Source organism: Methylotenera mobilis 13 (assembly GCF_000384255.1).
Taxonomy (GTDB): domain Bacteria; phylum Pseudomonadota; class Gammaproteobacteria; order Burkholderiales; family Methylophilaceae; genus Methylotenera; species Methylotenera mobilis_B.
In genome coordinates, this window is the sequence record NZ_KB913035.1 from 2,634,950 (window position 1) to 2,653,107 (window position 18,158).

Annotated in this window: 26 protein-coding genes; all 26 read right to left on the bottom strand. The window is 43.7% G+C overall.

Annotated features, from left to right (window positions below):
* Window positions 1-4: 4 nt before the first annotated feature.
* The 26 genes from rplO to rpoC all read right to left on the bottom strand — a co-directional run bounded on the left by rplO (window position 5) and on the right by rpoC (window position 18,147).
* Complete coding sequence (gene rplO / locus A391_RS0112600; protein ID WP_019899740.1) at window positions 5-445, bottom strand: 50S ribosomal protein L15; 441 nt, start codon at window positions 443-445, stop codon at window positions 5-7.
* The gene (rpmD, locus tag A391_RS0112605; RefSeq protein ID WP_019899741.1) at window positions 445-642 is read right to left on the bottom strand and encodes a 50S ribosomal protein L30; all 198 of its coding nucleotides are present in this window, start codon (window positions 640-642) and stop codon (window positions 445-447) included. Before rpmD ends, rplO begins: the two co-directional genes overlap by 1 nt.
* A 2-nt stretch (window positions 643-644) precedes the next feature.
* Window positions 645-1,157 carry a 30S ribosomal protein S5 gene (gene rpsE, locus A391_RS0112610; protein ID WP_015831312.1) on the bottom strand — a complete coding sequence of 171 codons (513 nt, stop codon included), beginning with the start codon at window positions 1,155-1,157 and terminating at the stop codon, window positions 645-647.
* 27 nt (window positions 1,158-1,184) lie between these two features.
* A complete protein-coding gene (rplR, locus tag A391_RS0112615; protein ID WP_015831311.1) occupies window positions 1,185-1,538 on the bottom strand; it encodes a 50S ribosomal protein L18 in 354 nt (117 codons plus the stop codon).
* Window positions 1,539-1,548: 10 nt separating this feature from the next.
* A complete protein-coding gene (gene rplF, locus A391_RS0112620; protein WP_019899742.1) occupies window positions 1,549-2,082 on the bottom strand; it encodes a 50S ribosomal protein L6 in 534 nt (177 codons plus the stop codon).
* Window positions 2,083-2,092: 10 nt separating this feature from the next.
* Window positions 2,093-2,488, bottom strand: a complete 396-nt coding sequence (gene rpsH, locus A391_RS0112625) for a 30S ribosomal protein S8 (protein ID WP_019899743.1) — start codon at window positions 2,486-2,488, stop codon at window positions 2,093-2,095.
* Window positions 2,489-2,503: 15 nt separating this feature from the next.
* Entirely contained in the window at window positions 2,504-2,809 is a 306-nt protein-coding gene (gene rpsN / locus A391_RS0112630) for a 30S ribosomal protein S14 (RefSeq protein WP_015831308.1), read from the bottom strand.
* A 3-nt stretch (window positions 2,810-2,812) separates the two neighbouring features.
* On the bottom strand, window positions 2,813-3,352 hold the full coding sequence (gene rplE / locus A391_RS0112635) for a 50S ribosomal protein L5 (RefSeq protein WP_015831307.1): 540 nt from the start codon (window positions 3,350-3,352) through the stop codon (window positions 2,813-2,815).
* Window positions 3,353-3,360: 8 nt separating this feature from the next.
* Window positions 3,361-3,678, bottom strand: a complete 318-nt coding sequence (rplX, locus tag A391_RS0112640; RefSeq protein ID WP_019899747.1) for a 50S ribosomal protein L24 — start codon at window positions 3,676-3,678, stop codon at window positions 3,361-3,363.
* Between the two features lie 8 nt (window positions 3,679-3,686).
* On the bottom strand, window positions 3,687-4,055 hold the full coding sequence (gene rplN, locus A391_RS0112645) for a 50S ribosomal protein L14 (protein WP_015831305.1): 369 nt from the start codon (window positions 4,053-4,055) through the stop codon (window positions 3,687-3,689).
* Window positions 4,056-4,253: 198 nt separating this feature from the next.
* Window positions 4,254-4,499: a 30S ribosomal protein S17 gene (gene rpsQ, locus A391_RS0112650; RefSeq protein ID WP_015831304.1), complete on the bottom strand. Its 246-nt coding sequence runs from the start codon at window positions 4,497-4,499 to the stop codon at window positions 4,254-4,256.
* Between the two features lies 1 nt (window position 4,500).
* Window positions 4,501-4,695 carry a 50S ribosomal protein L29 gene (gene rpmC / locus A391_RS0112655; RefSeq protein ID WP_019899748.1) on the bottom strand — a complete coding sequence of 65 codons (195 nt, stop codon included), beginning with the start codon at window positions 4,693-4,695 and terminating at the stop codon, window positions 4,501-4,503.
* A gap of 16 nt (window positions 4,696-4,711) precedes the next feature.
* A complete protein-coding gene (gene rplP / locus A391_RS0112660; RefSeq protein WP_019899750.1) occupies window positions 4,712-5,128 on the bottom strand; it encodes a 50S ribosomal protein L16 in 417 nt (138 codons plus the stop codon).
* Entirely contained in the window at window positions 5,112-5,834 is a 723-nt protein-coding gene (gene rpsC, locus A391_RS0112665; RefSeq protein WP_019899751.1) for a 30S ribosomal protein S3, read from the bottom strand. Before rpsC ends, rplP begins: the two co-directional genes overlap by 17 nt.
* A 9-nt stretch (window positions 5,835-5,843) precedes the next feature.
* Window positions 5,844-6,173 (bottom strand): 50S ribosomal protein L22, encoded by a 330-nt coding sequence (gene rplV / locus A391_RS0112670; RefSeq protein WP_013147044.1) that lies wholly within the window; start codon window positions 6,171-6,173, stop codon window positions 5,844-5,846.
* 10 nt (window positions 6,174-6,183) lie between these two features.
* Window positions 6,184-6,459, bottom strand: coding sequence for a 30S ribosomal protein S19 (gene rpsS, locus A391_RS0112675; RefSeq protein ID WP_015831300.1), 276 nt, complete (start codon window positions 6,457-6,459; stop codon window positions 6,184-6,186).
* Between the two features lie 4 nt (window positions 6,460-6,463).
* Entirely contained in the window at window positions 6,464-7,297 is an 834-nt protein-coding gene (gene rplB, locus A391_RS0112680; RefSeq protein ID WP_015831299.1) for a 50S ribosomal protein L2, read from the bottom strand.
* 11 nt (window positions 7,298-7,308) lie between these two features.
* Window positions 7,309-7,623, bottom strand: a complete 315-nt coding sequence (gene rplW / locus A391_RS0112685) for a 50S ribosomal protein L23 (protein ID WP_019899752.1) — start codon at window positions 7,621-7,623, stop codon at window positions 7,309-7,311.
* The gene (rplD, locus tag A391_RS0112690) at window positions 7,620-8,246 is read right to left on the bottom strand and encodes a 50S ribosomal protein L4 (protein ID WP_019899754.1); all 627 of its coding nucleotides are present in this window, start codon (window positions 8,244-8,246) and stop codon (window positions 7,620-7,622) included. The genes rplW and rplD overlap by 4 nt, the downstream gene beginning before the upstream one ends.
* Complete coding sequence (gene rplC / locus A391_RS0112695; protein ID WP_019899755.1) at window positions 8,246-8,914, bottom strand: 50S ribosomal protein L3; 669 nt, start codon at window positions 8,912-8,914, stop codon at window positions 8,246-8,248. The genes rplD and rplC overlap by 1 nt, the downstream gene beginning before the upstream one ends.
* A gap of 117 nt (window positions 8,915-9,031) precedes the next feature.
* On the bottom strand, window positions 9,032-9,340 hold the full coding sequence (gene rpsJ / locus A391_RS0112700) for a 30S ribosomal protein S10 (protein ID WP_015831295.1): 309 nt from the start codon (window positions 9,338-9,340) through the stop codon (window positions 9,032-9,034).
* Window positions 9,341-9,404: 64 nt separating this feature from the next.
* The gene (gene tuf / locus A391_RS0112705) at window positions 9,405-10,595 is read right to left on the bottom strand and encodes an elongation factor Tu (RefSeq protein ID WP_019899756.1); all 1,191 of its coding nucleotides are present in this window, start codon (window positions 10,593-10,595) and stop codon (window positions 9,405-9,407) included.
* 44 nt (window positions 10,596-10,639) lie between these two features.
* The gene (gene fusA, locus A391_RS0112710; protein ID WP_019899757.1) at window positions 10,640-12,730 is read right to left on the bottom strand and encodes an elongation factor G; all 2,091 of its coding nucleotides are present in this window, start codon (window positions 12,728-12,730) and stop codon (window positions 10,640-10,642) included.
* 56 nt (window positions 12,731-12,786) lie between these two features.
* Window positions 12,787-13,257, bottom strand: a complete 471-nt coding sequence (gene rpsG / locus A391_RS0112715; RefSeq protein WP_019899759.1) for a 30S ribosomal protein S7 — start codon at window positions 13,255-13,257, stop codon at window positions 12,787-12,789.
* A 99-nt stretch (window positions 13,258-13,356) separates the two neighbouring features.
* On the bottom strand, window positions 13,357-13,743 hold the full coding sequence (gene rpsL, locus A391_RS0112720; protein WP_015831292.1) for a 30S ribosomal protein S12: 387 nt from the start codon (window positions 13,741-13,743) through the stop codon (window positions 13,357-13,359).
* A 147-nt stretch (window positions 13,744-13,890) separates the two neighbouring features.
* Window positions 13,891-18,147: a DNA-directed RNA polymerase subunit beta' gene (rpoC, locus tag A391_RS0112725; RefSeq protein ID WP_019899762.1), complete on the bottom strand. Its 4,257-nt coding sequence runs from the start codon at window positions 18,145-18,147 to the stop codon at window positions 13,891-13,893.
* Window positions 18,148-18,158 lie beyond the last annotated feature (11 nt).

Genomic DNA, 18,158 nt, shown 5'->3' on the forward strand with positions numbered 1-18,158 from the left:
ACTCTTAAGCAGCTTCTAAAACTTTACCACCAGCAGCTTCAACTGCAGCGCGAGCGCCTTTAGTCAATAGCAAACCTTGGATACTGTACTTAGCAGTGACATCGCCTGATAAGAATATCTTAGCGTTTGTTACTGTACCAGAAACGATGTTTGCTGCTTTTAAAGCCAACAAGTCAATCACTTCATTAGGAATCAAAGCTAATTCACTAGTACGCACATGTGCTGTATTCGCTTTAGTTAATGATTTAAAGCCACGTTTTGGTAGACGGCGTTGGATAGGCATCTGACCGCCTTCAAAGCCAACTTTATGAAAACCACCAGTACGTGATTTTTGACCTTTATGACCACGACCAGCTGTTTTACCTAAACCAGAACCAATACCACGACCAACACGGCGACGTTCTTTTTTCGAGCCTTCTGCAGGCTTAATCGTATTTAATTGCATTATCCCTCTACCTTTAATAGATAGCCAACGGTATTGATCATACCGCGAATTGCCGGAGTATCTTGTAATTCAACTGTATGGTGCATGCGACGCAAGCCTAAACCTCTAACGGTAGCTTTATGCGCCTCAATACGACCAATAACACTTTTAACAAGAGTTACTTTAATGCCTGATGCATCTTTTTTTGCTTTAGCCATGATTAGCCTCTAATTTCTTCAACTGATTTACCGCGTTTAGCTGCGATTTCCGCTGGTGTATTCATTGACTCTAAACCGTTCAATGTAGCGCGAACCAAGTTGTAAGGATTGGTTGAACCAATACATTTTGCTACAACGTTAGTCACACCCATTACTTCGAAAATAGCGCGCATTGCACCACCGGCGATAATACCAGTACCTTCAGAAGCTGGTTGAATAAATACTTTAGCAGCACCGTGAACACCTGTAACTGCATGATGCAAAGTACCGTTTGTTAAGTTAATTTTTAACATACCGCGGCGCGCTTCATCCATTGCTTTTTGCACTGCAACTGGAACTTCACGTGCTTTACCTTTACCCATACCTACAGCACCGTCACCATCACCTACCACTGTAAGTGCGGCAAAACTCATAATACGACCACCTTTAACCGTTTTACTTACACGATTAACTGCAATCATTTTTTCGCGCAAACCATCAGTCTGCTGCTGTTGCTGTTCAATTTCTTTTGCCATCATTAACCTCTTTAGCAATCAGACCAATTAGAAGGACAAGCCGTTTTCACGTGCGGCATCAGCCAACGCTTTAATACGACCATGATATTTGTAACCAGAACGATCAAAAGCAACAGTAGTTACACCAGCCTTGATCGCTTTTTCAGCAATTAATTTACCAATTGCTGTAGCAGCTTCAACGTTGCCACCATTTTTGATGTTTTTGCGAACTTCAGCTTCTACTGTAGAAGCGCTAACGATCACTTTATCACCAGTACCGGCAATAATTTGCGCGTAAATGTGCGTATTAGTACGGTGCACACTCAAACGAGTAACTTTTAGCTCTGCAATTTTGGCACGGGTTTTACGTGCACGACGCAAGCGATTATTTACGTTGTTCATTTTTTAAGCCTTATTTCTTTTTGGTTTCTTTAATTACAACAACTTCATCAGCATAACGAACACCCTTGCCTTTATATGGCTCTGGTGCACGGTAAGCGCGAATCTGTGCAGCAACTTGACCAATAACCTGTTTATCAACACCAGTTAACACAACTTCAGTTGGTGTAGGTGTAGCAACAGTAACGCCTTCTGGCATTTTGTGGTTGATCGGATGTGAATAGCCTAATTCCAAATTCAACATAGCGCCTTGTGCAGCAGCTTTGTAACCAACGCCAACTAGCGTCAGCTTACGTGTAAAGCCTTCTGAAACACCTTTAACCATGTTAGCAACTAAGGCACGTAGCGTACCTGACATTGCTTGAGAATGCTGAGCATCGTTAGCCGCTGCAAAAGTGATAGTCTCACCTTCACGTTTTAGCAAAACTGCACCAGTCAAAGACTGTGTCAATTTACCTAATGGACCACTAACATTAATTGCATCAGCGCTTAAGACAACTTCAACTTTAGCAGGGATAGCTACTGGATTTTTAGCAACACGTGACATTTGCTTCTCCTTAAGCCACTACGCACAGCACTTCACCACCGATACCGGCAGCTTGAGCTTTACGATCTGTCATTACACCCTTAGATGTAGACATAATTGTCACACCAAGGCCATTCATTACCTTAGGAATCTCTTGACTTCCTTTGTACACACGCAAACCAGGCTTACTGATACGCTGGATTCGTTCAATTACTGGACGACCTGCGTAGTATTTAAGACTAATGTTTAACGTTGCTTTATTACCTTCTGTCTGCACAGCAAAGTCTTCGATATAACCTTCATCTTTAAGAACGCTAGCGATAGCTGACTTAACATTAGAAGAAGGCATAGTTACAACCGCTTTATTGACCATCTGCGCATTACGAATGCGAGTCAACATATCGGCAATTGGATCACTCATACTCATAGATCTATTCCCCTATTACCAGCTAGCTTTGGTGACGCCTGGCACTTGGCCACTCATCATTAAATCACGCAACTTACTACGCGCAATACCAAATTTACTAAACACACCACGTGGGCGACCAGTTAAAGCACAACGATTACGAAGACGCACTGGGCTCGAGTTACGTGGAAGCGCTTGGAATTTCATACGCGCTTCAAAACGGCTTTCAGCAGTAGCATTAACATCATTCATTGCAGCTTCAAGTGCCGCACGTTTTGCAGCAAATTTACTTACAGTTGCGCGGCGTTTGATTTCGCGCTCTGTCATACAGGTTTTAGCCATATCTTAACCTCTGAAAGGGAAACTGAATGCAGCAAGTAATGCTTTTGCTTCTTCATCAGTTTTCGCAGTAGTAGTAATAGTGATATTCATCCCACGAATTGCATCGATTTTATCGTATTCAATTTCAGGGAAAATTATCTGCTCTTTAACGCCCATGTTATAGTTTCCACGACCATCAAAAGACTTAGCAGAAATACCACGGAAGTCACGGATACGAGGAATAGCCACTGTTACTAAGCGATCCAAAAACTCGTACATGCGTTCACGACGCAAAGTAACTTTACATCCAACAGGATAATCATCACGAATCTTAAATGAAGCCACTGATTTCTTAGCTTTGGTTACAATTGCTTTTTGACCAGCAATTTTTTCCATATCACCAACAGCATGCTCCATCACTTTTTTATCTGCAACAGCCTCACCAACACCCATATTAAGTGTGATTTTTTCAATGCGAGGCACTTGCATCACAGAAGTGTAACCAAATTGCTCAGTCAATGACTTAACAACTGAGTCTTTATAGTATTGTTTTAAACGCGCCATTATTCTTCCTATGCGTCAACTGCTTCGCCATTAGATTTGAATACGCGAATTTTGCGACCATCTTCTAATGTCTTAAAGCCTACGCGATCACCTTTTTGGGTCGCACTGTTAAATAAAGCAACGTTTGAGATGTCAACTGGCATCTCTTTAGCAATAATGCCACCAGCGATACCCTTCATCGGGTTTGGTTTTGCATGTTTCTTAACTAAGTTAAGACCCTCTACAACAACGTGACCTGAATCAAGAATACTTAACACTGTACCTTGCTTACCTTTATCTTTACCTGTATTCAGGATGACTTGATCACCCTTGCGAATTTTATTCATGTGAGCTCCTACAAAACTTCTGGCGCTAATGAAACGATTTTCATGAATTTTTCTGAACGTAATTCACGAGTCACTGGCCCAAAAATACGCGTGCCAATCGGTTCGAGCTTGTTATTTAACAACACAGCTGCATTACCGTCGAACTTAACCAAAGAGCCATCTGGACGACGAACACCTTTAGCAGTACGCACAACAACCGCACTGTACACTTCGCCTTTTTTAACGCGACCACGAGGCGCAGCATCTTTAATGCTCACCTTAATGATATCGCCAATACCAGCGTAACGACGTTTAGAGCCACCTAACACCTTGATGCATTGCACAGAGCGTGCACCAGTGTTGTCGGCAACTTCTAGCCGAGATTGCATTTGAATCATGAGAGTAATCTCCAACTTAATCCGTAAAAACCAACACCGGCCATTTATAGTTAAAAACTATGTAGGCCGACAGACCACGGTCAGTATTGGGGCGAGAGCTTTATGACTAATGAAAGTCGCTCGCCGAAAAACAAAACATTATATACAGCTTAAAACGATTGCGCAATTACTTTTAACGGTAATTGCGCAATAATTCACTTAGGCTTGTTTAACTACCCAAGTTTTGGTTTTTGATAATGGACGACTTTCAACGATAGTCACCAAATCACCTTCTTTACAACTGTTTGTTTCATCGTGTGCGTGAAATTTCTTTGATTGGCGAACCACTTTACCGATCAAAGGATGTTTAACTTTACGCTCAACTAACACAGTAACAGTTTTGTCCATCTTGTCGCTAACTACACGGCCAGTAAGACTACGAACCACTTTTGTTGTATCGGTCATATTATGCCTGCTTTGCTTTCTCAGCTAACACAGTCTTAACACGCGCTACATCTTTGCGTACTTTACCTAGCTGATCTACTTTATTTAATTGCTGAGTAGCCACTTGCATACGTAGAGAGAATTGCGCACGGCGTAATTCAATTAACTCTGCATTCAGCTCTTCAACGCTTTTTGCTCTTAAATCGGTTGCTTTCATATTAGCTTCCTTGTCCTTAACTACCAAGTTGGCGTGTCATGAATGTCGTCTCGATTGGTAGCTTAGCAGCTGCCAAACGGAACGCTTCACGCGCTAGCTCTTCGCTAACACCGTCCATCTCGTATAACATTTTACCTGGTTGGATTTGAGCTACGTAGTACTCTGTACTACCTTTACCGTTACCCATACGTACTTCTGCAGGTTTTTTAGAAATTGGTTGGTCTGGGAAAATACGAATCCATACGCGACCACCACGTTTAATGTGACGAGTCATCACGCGACGTGCTGCTTCAATTTGACGAGCTGTCAAACGTCCACGACCAATCGCCTTTAAACCGAAATCACCAAAACTTACTTTATTACCCGTCGTTGCAATGCCTTTATTACGGCCTTTTTGCATCTTGCGGTATTTTTGTCTAGACGGTTGTAGCATCTTTAGCCCTCGCCTTTCTTACTCTTTTTTCAGGTTCCGCAGCTGGTGCTACAGCAGCTTGCGCAGCTTGAGCATTACCTGCAAAAATTTCACCTTTGAATACCCATACTTTGATACCAATGATGCCGTATGTTGTTGAAGCTTCAGCTACACCGTAATCAATATCAGCACGCAATGTATGTAATGGCACACGACCTTCACGATACCACTCAGTACGTGCGATTTCGATACCATTCAAACGACCTGAACTCATGATTTTGATACCTTGTGCACCTAAGCGCATTGCATTTTGCATAGCACGCTTCATAGCACGACGGAACATCACACGTTTTTCAAGTTGTTGCGCAATTGATTGTGCAATCAAAGTAGCATCAAGCTCTGGCTTACGCACTTCTTCAATGTTCAAATGAACTGGAACGCCCATCAAACCTTGCAATGAAGCACGTAATGACTCAATGTCTTCACCTTTTTTACCGATAACAACGCCTGGGCGTGCACTGTAAATAGTGATCTTTGCATTTTTAGCTGGGCGCTCAATCATAATACGACTAACTGCAGCACTTGCTAGCTTCTTATTCAAAAACTCGCGCACTTTGATGTCGCTTTGCAACATCGCAGGGAAGTTCTTACTATTGGCATACCAACGTGAGGCCCAGTTCTTTTGAACGCTCAGACGGAAACCAATTGGATTAATTTTCTGACCCATGATTATCCCTTAGTTACCGACAGTCACATGAATGTGACAGGTTGGTTTAGTAATACGACCCGCACGACCTTTTGCACGCGGACGAATACGTTTAAGCACAATGCCTTTATCAACATAAATTGAAGTAACTTTCAATTCGTCGATATCAGCGCCATTGTTATGTTCAGCATTAGCGATTGCAGACTCAACAACTTTCTTGATGATCTCAGCACCTTTTTTAGGTGTGAAATTCAAAATGTTAAGTGCGTGATCCACTTTCTTGCCACGAACAAGGTCTGCCACCAATCTAGCTTTTTGCGGAGAGAGATGCACACCTTTTAATATTGCAGATACTTGCATAATTCAGCTCCTACTTCTTAGCTTTCTTGTCGGCTGCATGCCCTTTGAATGTACGTGTTAACGCAAATTCACCAAGCTTGTGACCTACCATGTTTTCAGAAATCAACACTGGAATGTGTTGCTTACCATTATGAATTGCAATAGTAAGACCGATAAAATCTGGGAAAATTGTAGAACGACGTGACCAAGTTTTAATTGGTTTACGATCGCGAGTTGCCGCAGCAACTTCTACTTTTTTCGCCAAATGACCATCAATAAATGGACCTTTTTTAAGTGAACGTGCCATATGATTACCTTACATTCCTTGGACGACGACTAACGCGCATATTATCCGTACGTTTGCTGCTACGTGTACGGTAACCCTTAGTTTTAACACCCCATGGGCTCACTGGATTCATACCAGCAGCTGTTTTACCTTCACCACCACCGTGAGGGTGATCAACCGGGTTCATTACCACACCGCGTACGGTTGGACGAACACCACGCCAGCGCATCGCACCAGCCTTACCGATTGAACGTAGTGAATGCTCTTCATTGCCCACTTCACCTAAAGTTGCTTTGCAATCTACGTGTACGCGGCGAACTTCACCAGAACGTAAACGTAATTGAGCGTAGCTACCTTCACGTGCAAGTAATTGCACAGAAGTACCAGCTGAACGCGCCAACTGCGCACCTTTACCAGGTTGCAACTCGATACAATGGATCGTGCTACCAACTGGAATGTTACGCAATGGCATTGCGTTACCCACTTTAATAGGTGCATCTGAACCACTGATTAATTGCGCGCCTGCAGCAATGCCGCGTGGTGCAATAATATAACGACGCTCACCATCAGCGTAACAAAGCAAAGCAATGTGTGCTGTACGATTTGGATCATATTCAATATGCTCCACTTTCGCCGGAATGCCATCTTTATTACGACGGAAGTCGATTAAACGGTAATGCTGTTTATGACCACCACCTTGATGACGCGTTGTAATATGACCGTTGTTATTACGGCCTGCGTTTTTGCTTTGACTTTCCAACAGCGGTGCGTGAGGTTTACCCTTGTACAAATCAGGTGTAACCACCTTTAGTACACCACGACGGCCGGGGGAAGTTGGTTTGACTTTAACTAATGCCATATCTTCTCTCCTTATTCGCCCGCTGCGAAGTTAATTTCTTGGCCTGGTTTCAAGCTCACATAAGCTTTTTTCCAGTCTTTACGCTTGCCCATATTTTTGCCAGCGCGTTTAGTTTTACCGCCAACATTAATAACAGCAACACTAGCAACTTCAACTTTAAAAACAAGCTCAACAGCCGCTTTGATTTCTGGTTTAGTTGCATCAGTACGCACTTTAAATGCGATTTGCTGATGCTTGTCAGCAATGTAAGTTGCCTTTTCGGTGATTTGCGGAGCTAAAATCACTTGCAATAAACGGTCTTGAGTTTTAGTAATAGCGCTCATCATGCTAGCATCTCCTCAAGTTTCTTCACTGCAGCTTCTGTAGCAACTACATTAGGGAAGCGAACCAAGCTAACTGGGTCAGCAAATTGCGCTTCAACCACCATTACGTTAGTTAAGTTACGTGAAGATAAATATAAGTTCTCATTAAAGCTATCAGTTAGCACTAACACGCCACCTGCATAACCCATACCCTTGATTTTCTCTGCCAACGCTTTTGTTTTTGGCGTATCAACAGAAAACTCTTCAACTACACTTAAACGCTCTTGACGAACAAGTTCAGACAAGATTGTTTGCATGCCAGCACGGTAAGCCTTACGGTTTACTTTATGGCTGAAGTTTTCATTAGGTGAATTAGGGAATGCACGACCACCTCCGCGCCAAATAGGACTTGAGCTCATACCTGCACGAGCATTACCAGTACCTTTTTGTGCATAAGGTTTATGTGTCGTATGCGCAACTGTGTCACGGCCCTTTTGAGCACGTGTAGCAGTACGAGCATTAGCCATGTAACCAACCACAACTTGATGAACCAACGCTTCATTAAATTCGCGACCAAATGTATCTTCAGATACAGTCACGCCTTTTTTAGCTGGCTTACCATTTTTATCTATTAGCTTAAGTTCCATTATTTAGAACCTCCCTGTGCTTTAGTAGCCTTCTCTTTAATGGCTGGACGTACAACAACGTCACCACCTTTAGAGCCAGGGATTGCACCTTTAATCAATAGCAAGTTACGCTCTACATCAACGCGAACGATTTCTAGATTCTGCGTAGTCACCTTAACAGCACCCAAATGACCAGGCATACGCTTACCTGGGAAAACACGACCAGGATCTTGCGCCATACCGATAGAACCAGGTACGTTATGTGAACGTGAGTTACCATGAGAAGCACGGTTAGAACTAAAGTGGTGACGCTTAATCGCCCCAGCAAAGCCCTTACCTAAAGATGTGCCAGTAACGTCAACTTTCTGACCCACTTGGAAAATATCAACTGTGATATTTGCACCAGGTGTGTAATTAGCTAGAACGTCGTCACCGACTGAGAATTCATGAATACCAGCACCTGCAGCAGAGCCTGACTTAGCATAATGCCCAGTCAAAGCTTTGTTGATACGGCTGGCACGACGTGTGCCGTAAGCTACTTGAAGGCCAGTATAGCCATCGCTTGCGGTCGTCTTGATCTGTGTCACGCGGTTAGGTACAACTTCCAACACGGTTACCGGAACGCTTGCGCCATCCTCAGTAAACACGCGGGTCATACCCACTTTGCGACCAATAAGCCCTAAGCTCATGATCGTTTCCTTATATTTTAGTTAAAAAGTCGATTACAATTGACCGACTTCTGTGAAAGAGGCCGGATTATACCGAACCTCAGTTTTTTTTACAACAAGATTTTACTACTTAAGTTTTTACAACTTAATTTCAACATCCACACCAGCAGGCAAATCTAACTTCATTAATGCATCTACTGTTTTATCAGTTGGATCCACAATGTCCATTAAACGTTGATGGGTACGAATTTCGAATTGGTCACGTGAAGTTTTGTTTACGTGTGGTGAACGTAAAATATCAAAACGCTCGATACGTGTTGGTAATGGCACTGGACCTTTTACAACAGCGCCAGTACGTTTGGCAGTTTCTACGATTTCTTGAGCTGACTGATCAATCAAACGATAATCAAAAGCTTTAAGACGGATACGGATTTTTTGGTTTGTCATTTTACTGCCTTTCAAAAGAGCGAAACGGCAGGGTTCACCCTGCCGTTTGATTTAACTACAAAAATTACTCGATAATCTTAGCTACCACACCAGCACCAACAGTACGACCACCTTCACGGATAGCGAAGCGTAAGCCTTCTTCCATCGCGATTGGGGCAATCAATGTTACTGTGATTGATACGTTGTCGCCTGGCATTACCATTTCTGTACCTTCTGGCAATTCAACTGCACCAGTAACGTCTGTGGTACGGAAGTAGAATTGTGGACGGTAACCTTGGAAGAATGGTGTGTGACGACCACCTTCATCTTTACCCAACACGTAGATTTCTGCTGTGAATTTTGTGTGTGGTTTGATAGAACCAGCTTTTGCCAATACTTGGCCACGTTCAACTTCTTCACGTTTTGTACCACGTAGCAATACGCCTACGTTGTCGCCTGCTTGACCTTGGTCTAGCAATTTGCGGAACATTTCCACGCCTGTACATGTTGTTTTTAGTGTGTCTTTGATACCTACGATTTCGATCTCGTCACCAACTTTAACGATACCGCGCTCGATACGACCTGTTACCACAGTACCACGGCCTGAGATAGAGAATACGTCTTCTACTGGCATTAGGAATGTGCCGTCGATTGCGCGCTCTGGCATTGGGATGTAGCTGTCTAATGCTTCTGCTAAGCGGAAGATTGCTGGTTCGCCGATTTCTGATTGGTCACCTTCAAGGGCTAGTTTTGCTGAGCCTTTGATGATTGGTGTGTCGTCGCCTGGGAAGTCGTATTTGCTTAGCAAGTCACGCACTTCCATTTCAACGAGTTCTAACAATTCAGGATCATCTACCATGTCTGCTTTGTTTAGGAACACTACGATGTATGGTACGCCAACTTGACGTGCTAACAAGATATGCTCACGCGTTTGTGGCATAGGGCCGTCAGCTGCTGAACATACCAAGATCGCGCCGTCCATTTGTGCTGCGCCTGTGATCATGTTTTTAACATAGTCAGCATGGCCTGGGCAGTCTACGTGTGCGTAGTGACGTGTTGCTGTTTCGTACTCAACGTGTGCTGTGTTAATGGTAATACCACGTGCTTTTTCTTCTGGTGCTGCGTCAATTTGGTCGTACGCTTTAGCTTCGCCGCCGTATTTTTTTGTCAATACAGTGGTGATCGCTGCTGTTAGTGTTGTCTTACCATGGTCAACGTGGCCAATCGTGCCTACGTTAACGTGCGGCTTGGTCCGCTCAAATTTACCTTTTGCCATGATTATTTCCTTTTATCTAAACTTTAAAATTAATTAGTGATGGACTATTTTTTATTAATAATGGCATCAGCCACGTTTCTTGGTGCTTCTGTGTAGTGCTTGAATTCCATGCTGTAACTAGCGCGACCTTGTGAAAGTGAACGCACAACAGTTGAGTAACCGAACATCTCTGCCAACGGCACTTCTGCACGAATCACTTTACCTGATGCAGTATCTTCCATGCCTTGAATCATACCGCGGCGTGAAGACAAGTCACCCATTACATCACCCATGTAGTCTTCAGGCGTTTCCACCTCAACAGCCATCATAGGCTCAAGCAAGATCGGGTCAGCTTTACGCATACCATCTTTGAAACCGATTGATGCAGCCATCTTAAACGCGTTCTCGTTAGAGTCAACGTCATGGTATGAACCATCAAACAAAGTAACCTTAACGTCAACCACTGGGAAGCCAGCCAAGATACCTGAAGGAATTGTCTCACGTAAACCTTTTTCAACCGCAGGGATGAATTCACGTGGCACAGTACCGCCTTTAATTTGGTCAATGAACTCAAAGCCTTTACCAGCTTCATTTGGTTCCATTTTCAACCAAACATGACCATACTGACCTTTACCGCCAGATTGTTTAACAAACTTACCTTCAACCTCAACAGATTTCTTAATCGCTTCACGATAAGCAACTTGTGGTGCACCAACGTTAGCTTCAACGTTGAACTCACGACGCATACGGTCAACCAAAATCTCCAAGTGCAACTCACCCATACCAGAAATAATGGTTTGGTTAGTTTCCTCATCAGTTTTAACACGGAATGAAGGATCTTCTTGTGCCAAACGGTTCAAAGCAACACCCATTTTTTCTTGGTCAGCTTTAGTTTTTGGCTCTACAGCAACGTGAATCACTGGCTCTGGGAAAATCATACGCTCTAGGATAATTTCAGTACCTAACGCACATAAAGTATCACCAGTCGTCGCTTCTTTCAAACCAACCGCAGCTGCAATGTCACCTGCGCGAACCTCTTCAATAGGCACACGGTTGTTAGCATGCATTTGCACGATACGGCCGATACGCTCTTTTTTACCTTTGAGTGGGTTGTACACTGTATCACCAGCATTAACCACACCTGAGTACACGCGGAAGAAGATCAATTGACCAACAAACGGGTCAGTCATGATTTTGAATGCTAATGCTGAGAATTTCTCATCATCTGAAGCCTTCAAACGGATTTCATTACCATCTTCGTCTTCTGCTTTTGTGTCTGGAATATCAGTTGGCGCAGGCATCAATTCGATCACCTTATCCAACATCGCTTGCACACCTTTGTTTTTGAATGCTGAACCACACATCATCGGTACGATTTCAGAAGCAATAGTACGTGTACGCAAACCTAACAGAATGTCAGCTTCAGACAACTCACCCTCTTCAAGGTATTTGTTCATCAGCTCTTCACTGGCTTCAGCCGCAGCTTCAACCATGTTTTCGCGCCATTTGTCGCAATCAGCCTGCAAATCAGCAGGGATATCACGGTAATCAAACTTCATACCTTGAGATGCTTCGTCCCAGAAGATAGCTTTCATTTTGATTAAGTCAACAACGCCTTCGAACTTTTCTTCAGCACCGATTGGCACTTGTAAAGGCACAGGGTTAGCTTTCAAACGTGCACGCATTTGATCATACACTTTGAAGAAGTTAGCACCAGCACGGTCCATTTTGTTAACGAACGCTAAGCGTGGCACCTTGTACTTGTTAGCTTGACGCCATACAGTCTCTGATTGTGGCTGCACACCACCTACCGCACAGTAAACCATACATGCACCATCAAGCACACGCATTGAACGCTCTACTTCAATCGTAAAGTCAACGTGGCCTGGGGTATCAATAATGTTGATGCGATGTTGATCAAATTGACCAGCCATACCTTTCCAGAAGCAGGTAGTAGCAGCAGAAGTAATGGTAATACCACGCTCTTGTTCTTGCTCCATCCAGTCCATGGTTGCAGCGCCATCATGCACTTCACCAATCTTATGATTAACGCCTGTATAAAATAAAATACGCTCTGTCGTAGTTGTTTTACCTGCATCGATGTGAGCAGAAATACCAATGTTACGATAGCGATTAATAGGGGTTTGACGAGCCACGTTTATTACCTTTACTTAATTTTCTTAAAGAGCGATTCTGTTAGTTAAATAACTAATTAGAAGCGGAAATGTGAGAACGCTTTGTTAGCTTCAGCCATACGGTGAACTTCTTCACGCTTCTTCATCGCTGAACCACGGCCCTCTGAAGCCTCAACCAATTCGGCTGCTAAACGCAAGCCCATTGACTTCTCACCACGCTTACGCGCTGCATCACGCAACCAACGCATCGCCAACGCGCTACGACGGCTAGGACGCACTTCTACTGGCACCTGGTAGTTTGCACCACCAACACGGCGACTCTTAACCTCAACCAATGGGCGTAGGTTAGATAACGCAAGCGTAAACACTTCTAAAGCATCTTTGCTTGTTTTGCTGGTCACTTGATCAAATGCACCATACAAAATACGCTCAGCAACAGATTTCTTACCACCTGTCATTAGTACATTTACAAATTTAGACACCTCTTGGCTACCAAATTTTGGATCTGGCAGAATGTGGCGTTTGGGGACTTCTCTACGTCTTGGCATAATCTTCTCTATTCTCTTTTATGTTTTGCTAGCAACTGCTCAGCAAGGCTTTTGGTTAGCCGCTACATTAACAAAACCGATGACCGGTTATAATTTATATTACTTAGCTTTAGCTTCTTTAGGACGCTTAGCACCGTATTTAGAACGTGATTGCTTACGATCTTTAACACCTGCAGTATCCAAGCTACCGCGCACCATATGGTAACGCACACCTGGTAAGTCTTTTACACGACCACCGCGTAACAATACCACGCTATGCTCTTGCAAGTTATGGCCTTCACCACCGATATAGCTAATTACTTCATAGCCATTGGTTAAGCGAACTTTAGCCACTTTACGCAAAGCTGAGTTTGGCTTTTTAGGTGTTGTAGTGTAAACGCGAGTGCAAACACCACGTTTCTGCGGACAAGCTTCAAGTGCAGGCACTTTGCTCTTCGTGACCACTTTAACGCGTGGTTTACGTACTAACTGATTGATGGTTGGCATTGCCTGTAACCTCTAATGATGTTCTCTAAAATTAATTTCAAAATCTACAAAATAGATTAGGATGGCGTTATAGACAATAACACCATCCTGAAAAACCCAACATTCTATTTAGCCTGACTTTTATTGTCAAGACTTAATTATTTGGTTCTATTCTGCATCTATCTCACTACTTACTTCTACTGTTGTATTTACTACCACTTCTTCTGCTTCTGCAACCGCTTCTACTACTGGAGTTTCATTTCTTGGAACTCCGCCAGCAACCGCAGCACGCTTACGCGCTTCGTGATATGCAAGACCGGTACCTGCTGGAATCAAGCGACCAACAATTACGTTTTCTTTCAGACCACGCAAGTCATCACGCTTACCTAAGATTGCTGCTTCTGTCAGTACGCGCGTTGTTTCTTGGAACGACGCTGCTGAGATGAATGAGTCTGTTGATAATGAAGCTTTAGTAATACCAAGCAATACATATTCAAACATTGCAGGACGTTTGTCTTGGGCAATCACCACTTCGTTTTCTGCTAACAAATCAGCACGTTCAACTTGCTCACCTAGAATGAAGCTTGTATCACCAGCATCCGTTACACGTACACGACGCAACATTTGACGTACGATGACTTCAATATGTTTGTCATTAATCTTAACGCCTTGCAAACGATAAACGTCTTGCACTTCGTCAATGATGTAACGCGCTAAAGATTCGCGACCTTGTAAACGTAAAATGTCTTGTGGATCAGCTGGGCCGTCAACAATTGTTTCACCTTTAGTCACCACTTGACCGTCATGCGCAGTCACGTGCTTATCTTTTGGAATCAAGTATTCATTTGAAATACCGTCCAAATCAGTAATCACTAAACGTTGTTTACCTTTAGTATCTTTACCGAATGAAACAGTACCCGTTACCTCAGCCAACATACCTGCATCTTTTGGTGAACGCGCTTCGAACAACTCAGCCACACGCGGCAGACCACCGGTAATATCACGTGTTTTAGATGACTCTTGTGGTACACGAGCCAATACTTCACCCACACCCACTTCTTGACCATCTTTCACGGTAATAATACAACCGATTTGGAACGTTACGTTAACTGATTGATCACCACCAGCAAGCTTCACTTCATTGCCATTTGCATCTAACAATTTAACTTGTGGACGCAAGCCTTTAGTTTGGCCAGCACGTTGTTTAGGATCAATAACCACCAATGATGACAAACCAGTTACGTCATCGATTTGTTTAGCAACGGTGATACCTTCTTCAACGTTTTCGAATTTAACGAAACCAGCGTACTCAGTAATGATTGGACGCGTATGCGGATCCCAAGTTGCAATTGCCTGACCTGCTTTGACAGTTTTACCATCAGTAATTTGCAAAGTAGCACCGTATGGCACTTTATGACGCTCACGCTCACGGCCATTTTCATCAGCAATAATCACTTCACCATTACGTGAAATCACCACTTGCTCATTACGTACGTTAGTTACGTAACGCATGGTTGATGTGAAGTTTAATACACCGTTAGATTTACTTTCAACTTGTGACACTGAAGCCGCACGTGATACCGCACCACCGATGTGGAACGTACGCATCGTTAACTGTGTACCAGGTTCACCAATAGATTGCGCAGCGATTACACCCACTGCCTCACCCATGCTAATGAGCTTGCCACGACCTAAGTCACGACCATAACATTTAGCACAAATGCCGTAGCGCGTGTCGCAAGTAAGTGCAGTACGCACTTTCACTTCATCGATACCTAAAGCGTCGATATGCTCTACTTCATCTTCTGTCAGCAATGTACCCGCTGGGTAAATCACTTCTTGTGTTTCTGGATTGATCACATCTAAAGCTGCTGTACGGCCCAAGATACGGTCGTGCAATGGCTCGATCACTTCACCACCCTTAACCAAGGCTTTAGTCACCAAACCGTCGCTAGTACCGCAATCGTGCTCAGTGACTACTAAGTCTTGTGTTACGTCCACTAAACGACGTGTCAGGTAACCTGAGTTCGCTGTTTTCAACGCAGTATCGGCTAGACCCTTACGAGCACCGTGGGTTGAAATAAAGTATTGCAACACGTTCAAACCATCACGGAAGTTAGCTTTAATCGGCGTTTCAATAATAGAACCATCCGGTTTCGCCATCAAGCCACGCATACCTGCCAACTGACGTACCTGCGCTGCAGAACCACGCGCACCTGAGTCGGCCATCATGTAAATCGCATTGAAAGATTCTTGACGGATTACTTTACCGTTAGCATCTTTCATTTGATTGCCATCAGCATCTAATACGTCTTCTTCTTTCAGCTGCTTCATCATCGCATCAGCGACTTTATCACCAGCACGACCCCAGATATCCACTACCTTGTTATAACGCTCGCCCTGAGTGACTAAACCAGAGACGTATTGGTCTTCAATTTCTTTCACTTCAGCATCAGCTGCAGCAATTAACTGCTCTTTTTCTGCAGGCACCAACATATCGTTAATGCTGATAGAGATACCCGCTTTAGTTGCATATGAGTAACCAGTATTCTTCAACTGGTCAGCAAAGATAACTGTTTCACGAATACCAACTTTACGGAACGAAGCATTGATTAGTTTTGAAAGCTCTTTCTTCTTCAAGGCTTTATCAATGTGGCTGAACGGCAAGCCCGCTGGTAAGATGTCTGACAGCAATGCACGGCCCACCGTTGTTTCGTAACGTGTTGTTTTCTCGGTTTTTACACCATCTAAATCAACGTCGTATTCTTTAATACGCACAGTCACTTTAGCGTGTAGATCAATCAATCCTTGATCAAACACACGTTGCACTTCTTTTACGTCTGAGAAGCGCATGCCAGTACCGCGTGCGTTAACTTTCTCACGTGTCATGTAGTACAGACCCAACACGATATCTTGTGAAGGCACGATGATTGGCTCACCGTTAGCTGGTGACAATACGTTGTTTGAAGCCAACATCAAGGTACGTGCTTCCATTTGCGCTTCTAAGCTCAATGGAACGTGAACCGCCATTTGGTCACCGTCAAAGTCGGCGTTGAATGCCGCACAAACTAACGGGTGTAACTGGATCGCTTTACCTTCGATTAAGATAGGTTCGAACGCTTGGATACCCAAACGGTGCAATGTAGGCGCACGGTTCAATAGTACTGGATGCTCGCGGATTACGTCCTCGAGGATATCCCATACTTCTGGTCCTTCTTCTTCTACTTTTTTCTTCGCCGCTTTAATGGTTGTCGCTAGACCTAACACTTCCAGTTTATGGAAAATGAATGGTTTGAACAATTCCAACGCCATTTTTTTCGGTAAACCGCATTGATGCAGTTTCAATTGCGGACCAACCACAATGACTGAACGACCTGAATAGTCGACACGCTTACCAAGCAAGTTTTGACGGAAACGACCGCCTTTACCCTTGATCATGTCAGCTAATGATTTCAATGGGCGCTTGTTAGCACCAGTCATCACCTTACCGCGACGACCGTTGTCTAATAATGAGTCCACTGCTTCTTGCAACATACGTTTTTCGTTACGTACGATGATTTCTGGCGCTTTCAACTCTAACAAGCGTTTCAAACGGTTGTTACGGTTAATGACGCGACGATATAGATCGTTCAAGTCAGACGTTGCGAAACGGCCGCCATCCAATGGTACCAATGGACGTAGCTCTGGTGGCAATACTGGCAAGATTTCAAGAATCATCCACTCTGGTTTAATGCCAGATTTTTGGAACGCTTCTAACACTTTTAAGCGTTTAGCGATTTTCTTGATTTTAGCTTCTGAACCCGTTGCGCCTAAGTCTTGACGTAGCGTTGTAATTTCACGCTCAATGTCCATTGTACGTAACAATTCGCGTACCGCTTCAGCACCCATCACCGCGTTGAATTCATCACCGTACTCTTCTACTTTTGCCAAGTAGTCATCTTCAGTCAACAACTGACCGCGTGTAAGCGGCGTCATGCCTGGGTCAACCACGATAAATGCTTCAAAGTACAATACACGCTCGATATCACGCAAAGCGATATCCAATACCATACCTAAACGGCTTGGTAATGATTTCAAGAACCAGATGTGTGCGACTGGTGATGCTAAGTCGATATGACCCATACGCTCACGACGTACTTTTGACAATGTCACTTCAACGCCGCATTTTTCACAAATCACACCACGGTGTTTTAAGCGTTTGTATTTACCGCATAAGCACTCGTAATCTTTGATAGGGCCAAAGATTTTTGCGCAGAACAAACCATCACGCTCAGGTTTGAAAGTACGGTAGTTAATGGTTTCTGGCTTTTTTACTTCGCCATATGACCATGAACGGATTTTTTCAGGTGAAGCTAACGCAATCTTAATTGCATCAAACTCTTCTTCTTGCGTTACCTGTTTAAATAAGTCTAATAGAGCTTTCATGTGAATTCTCT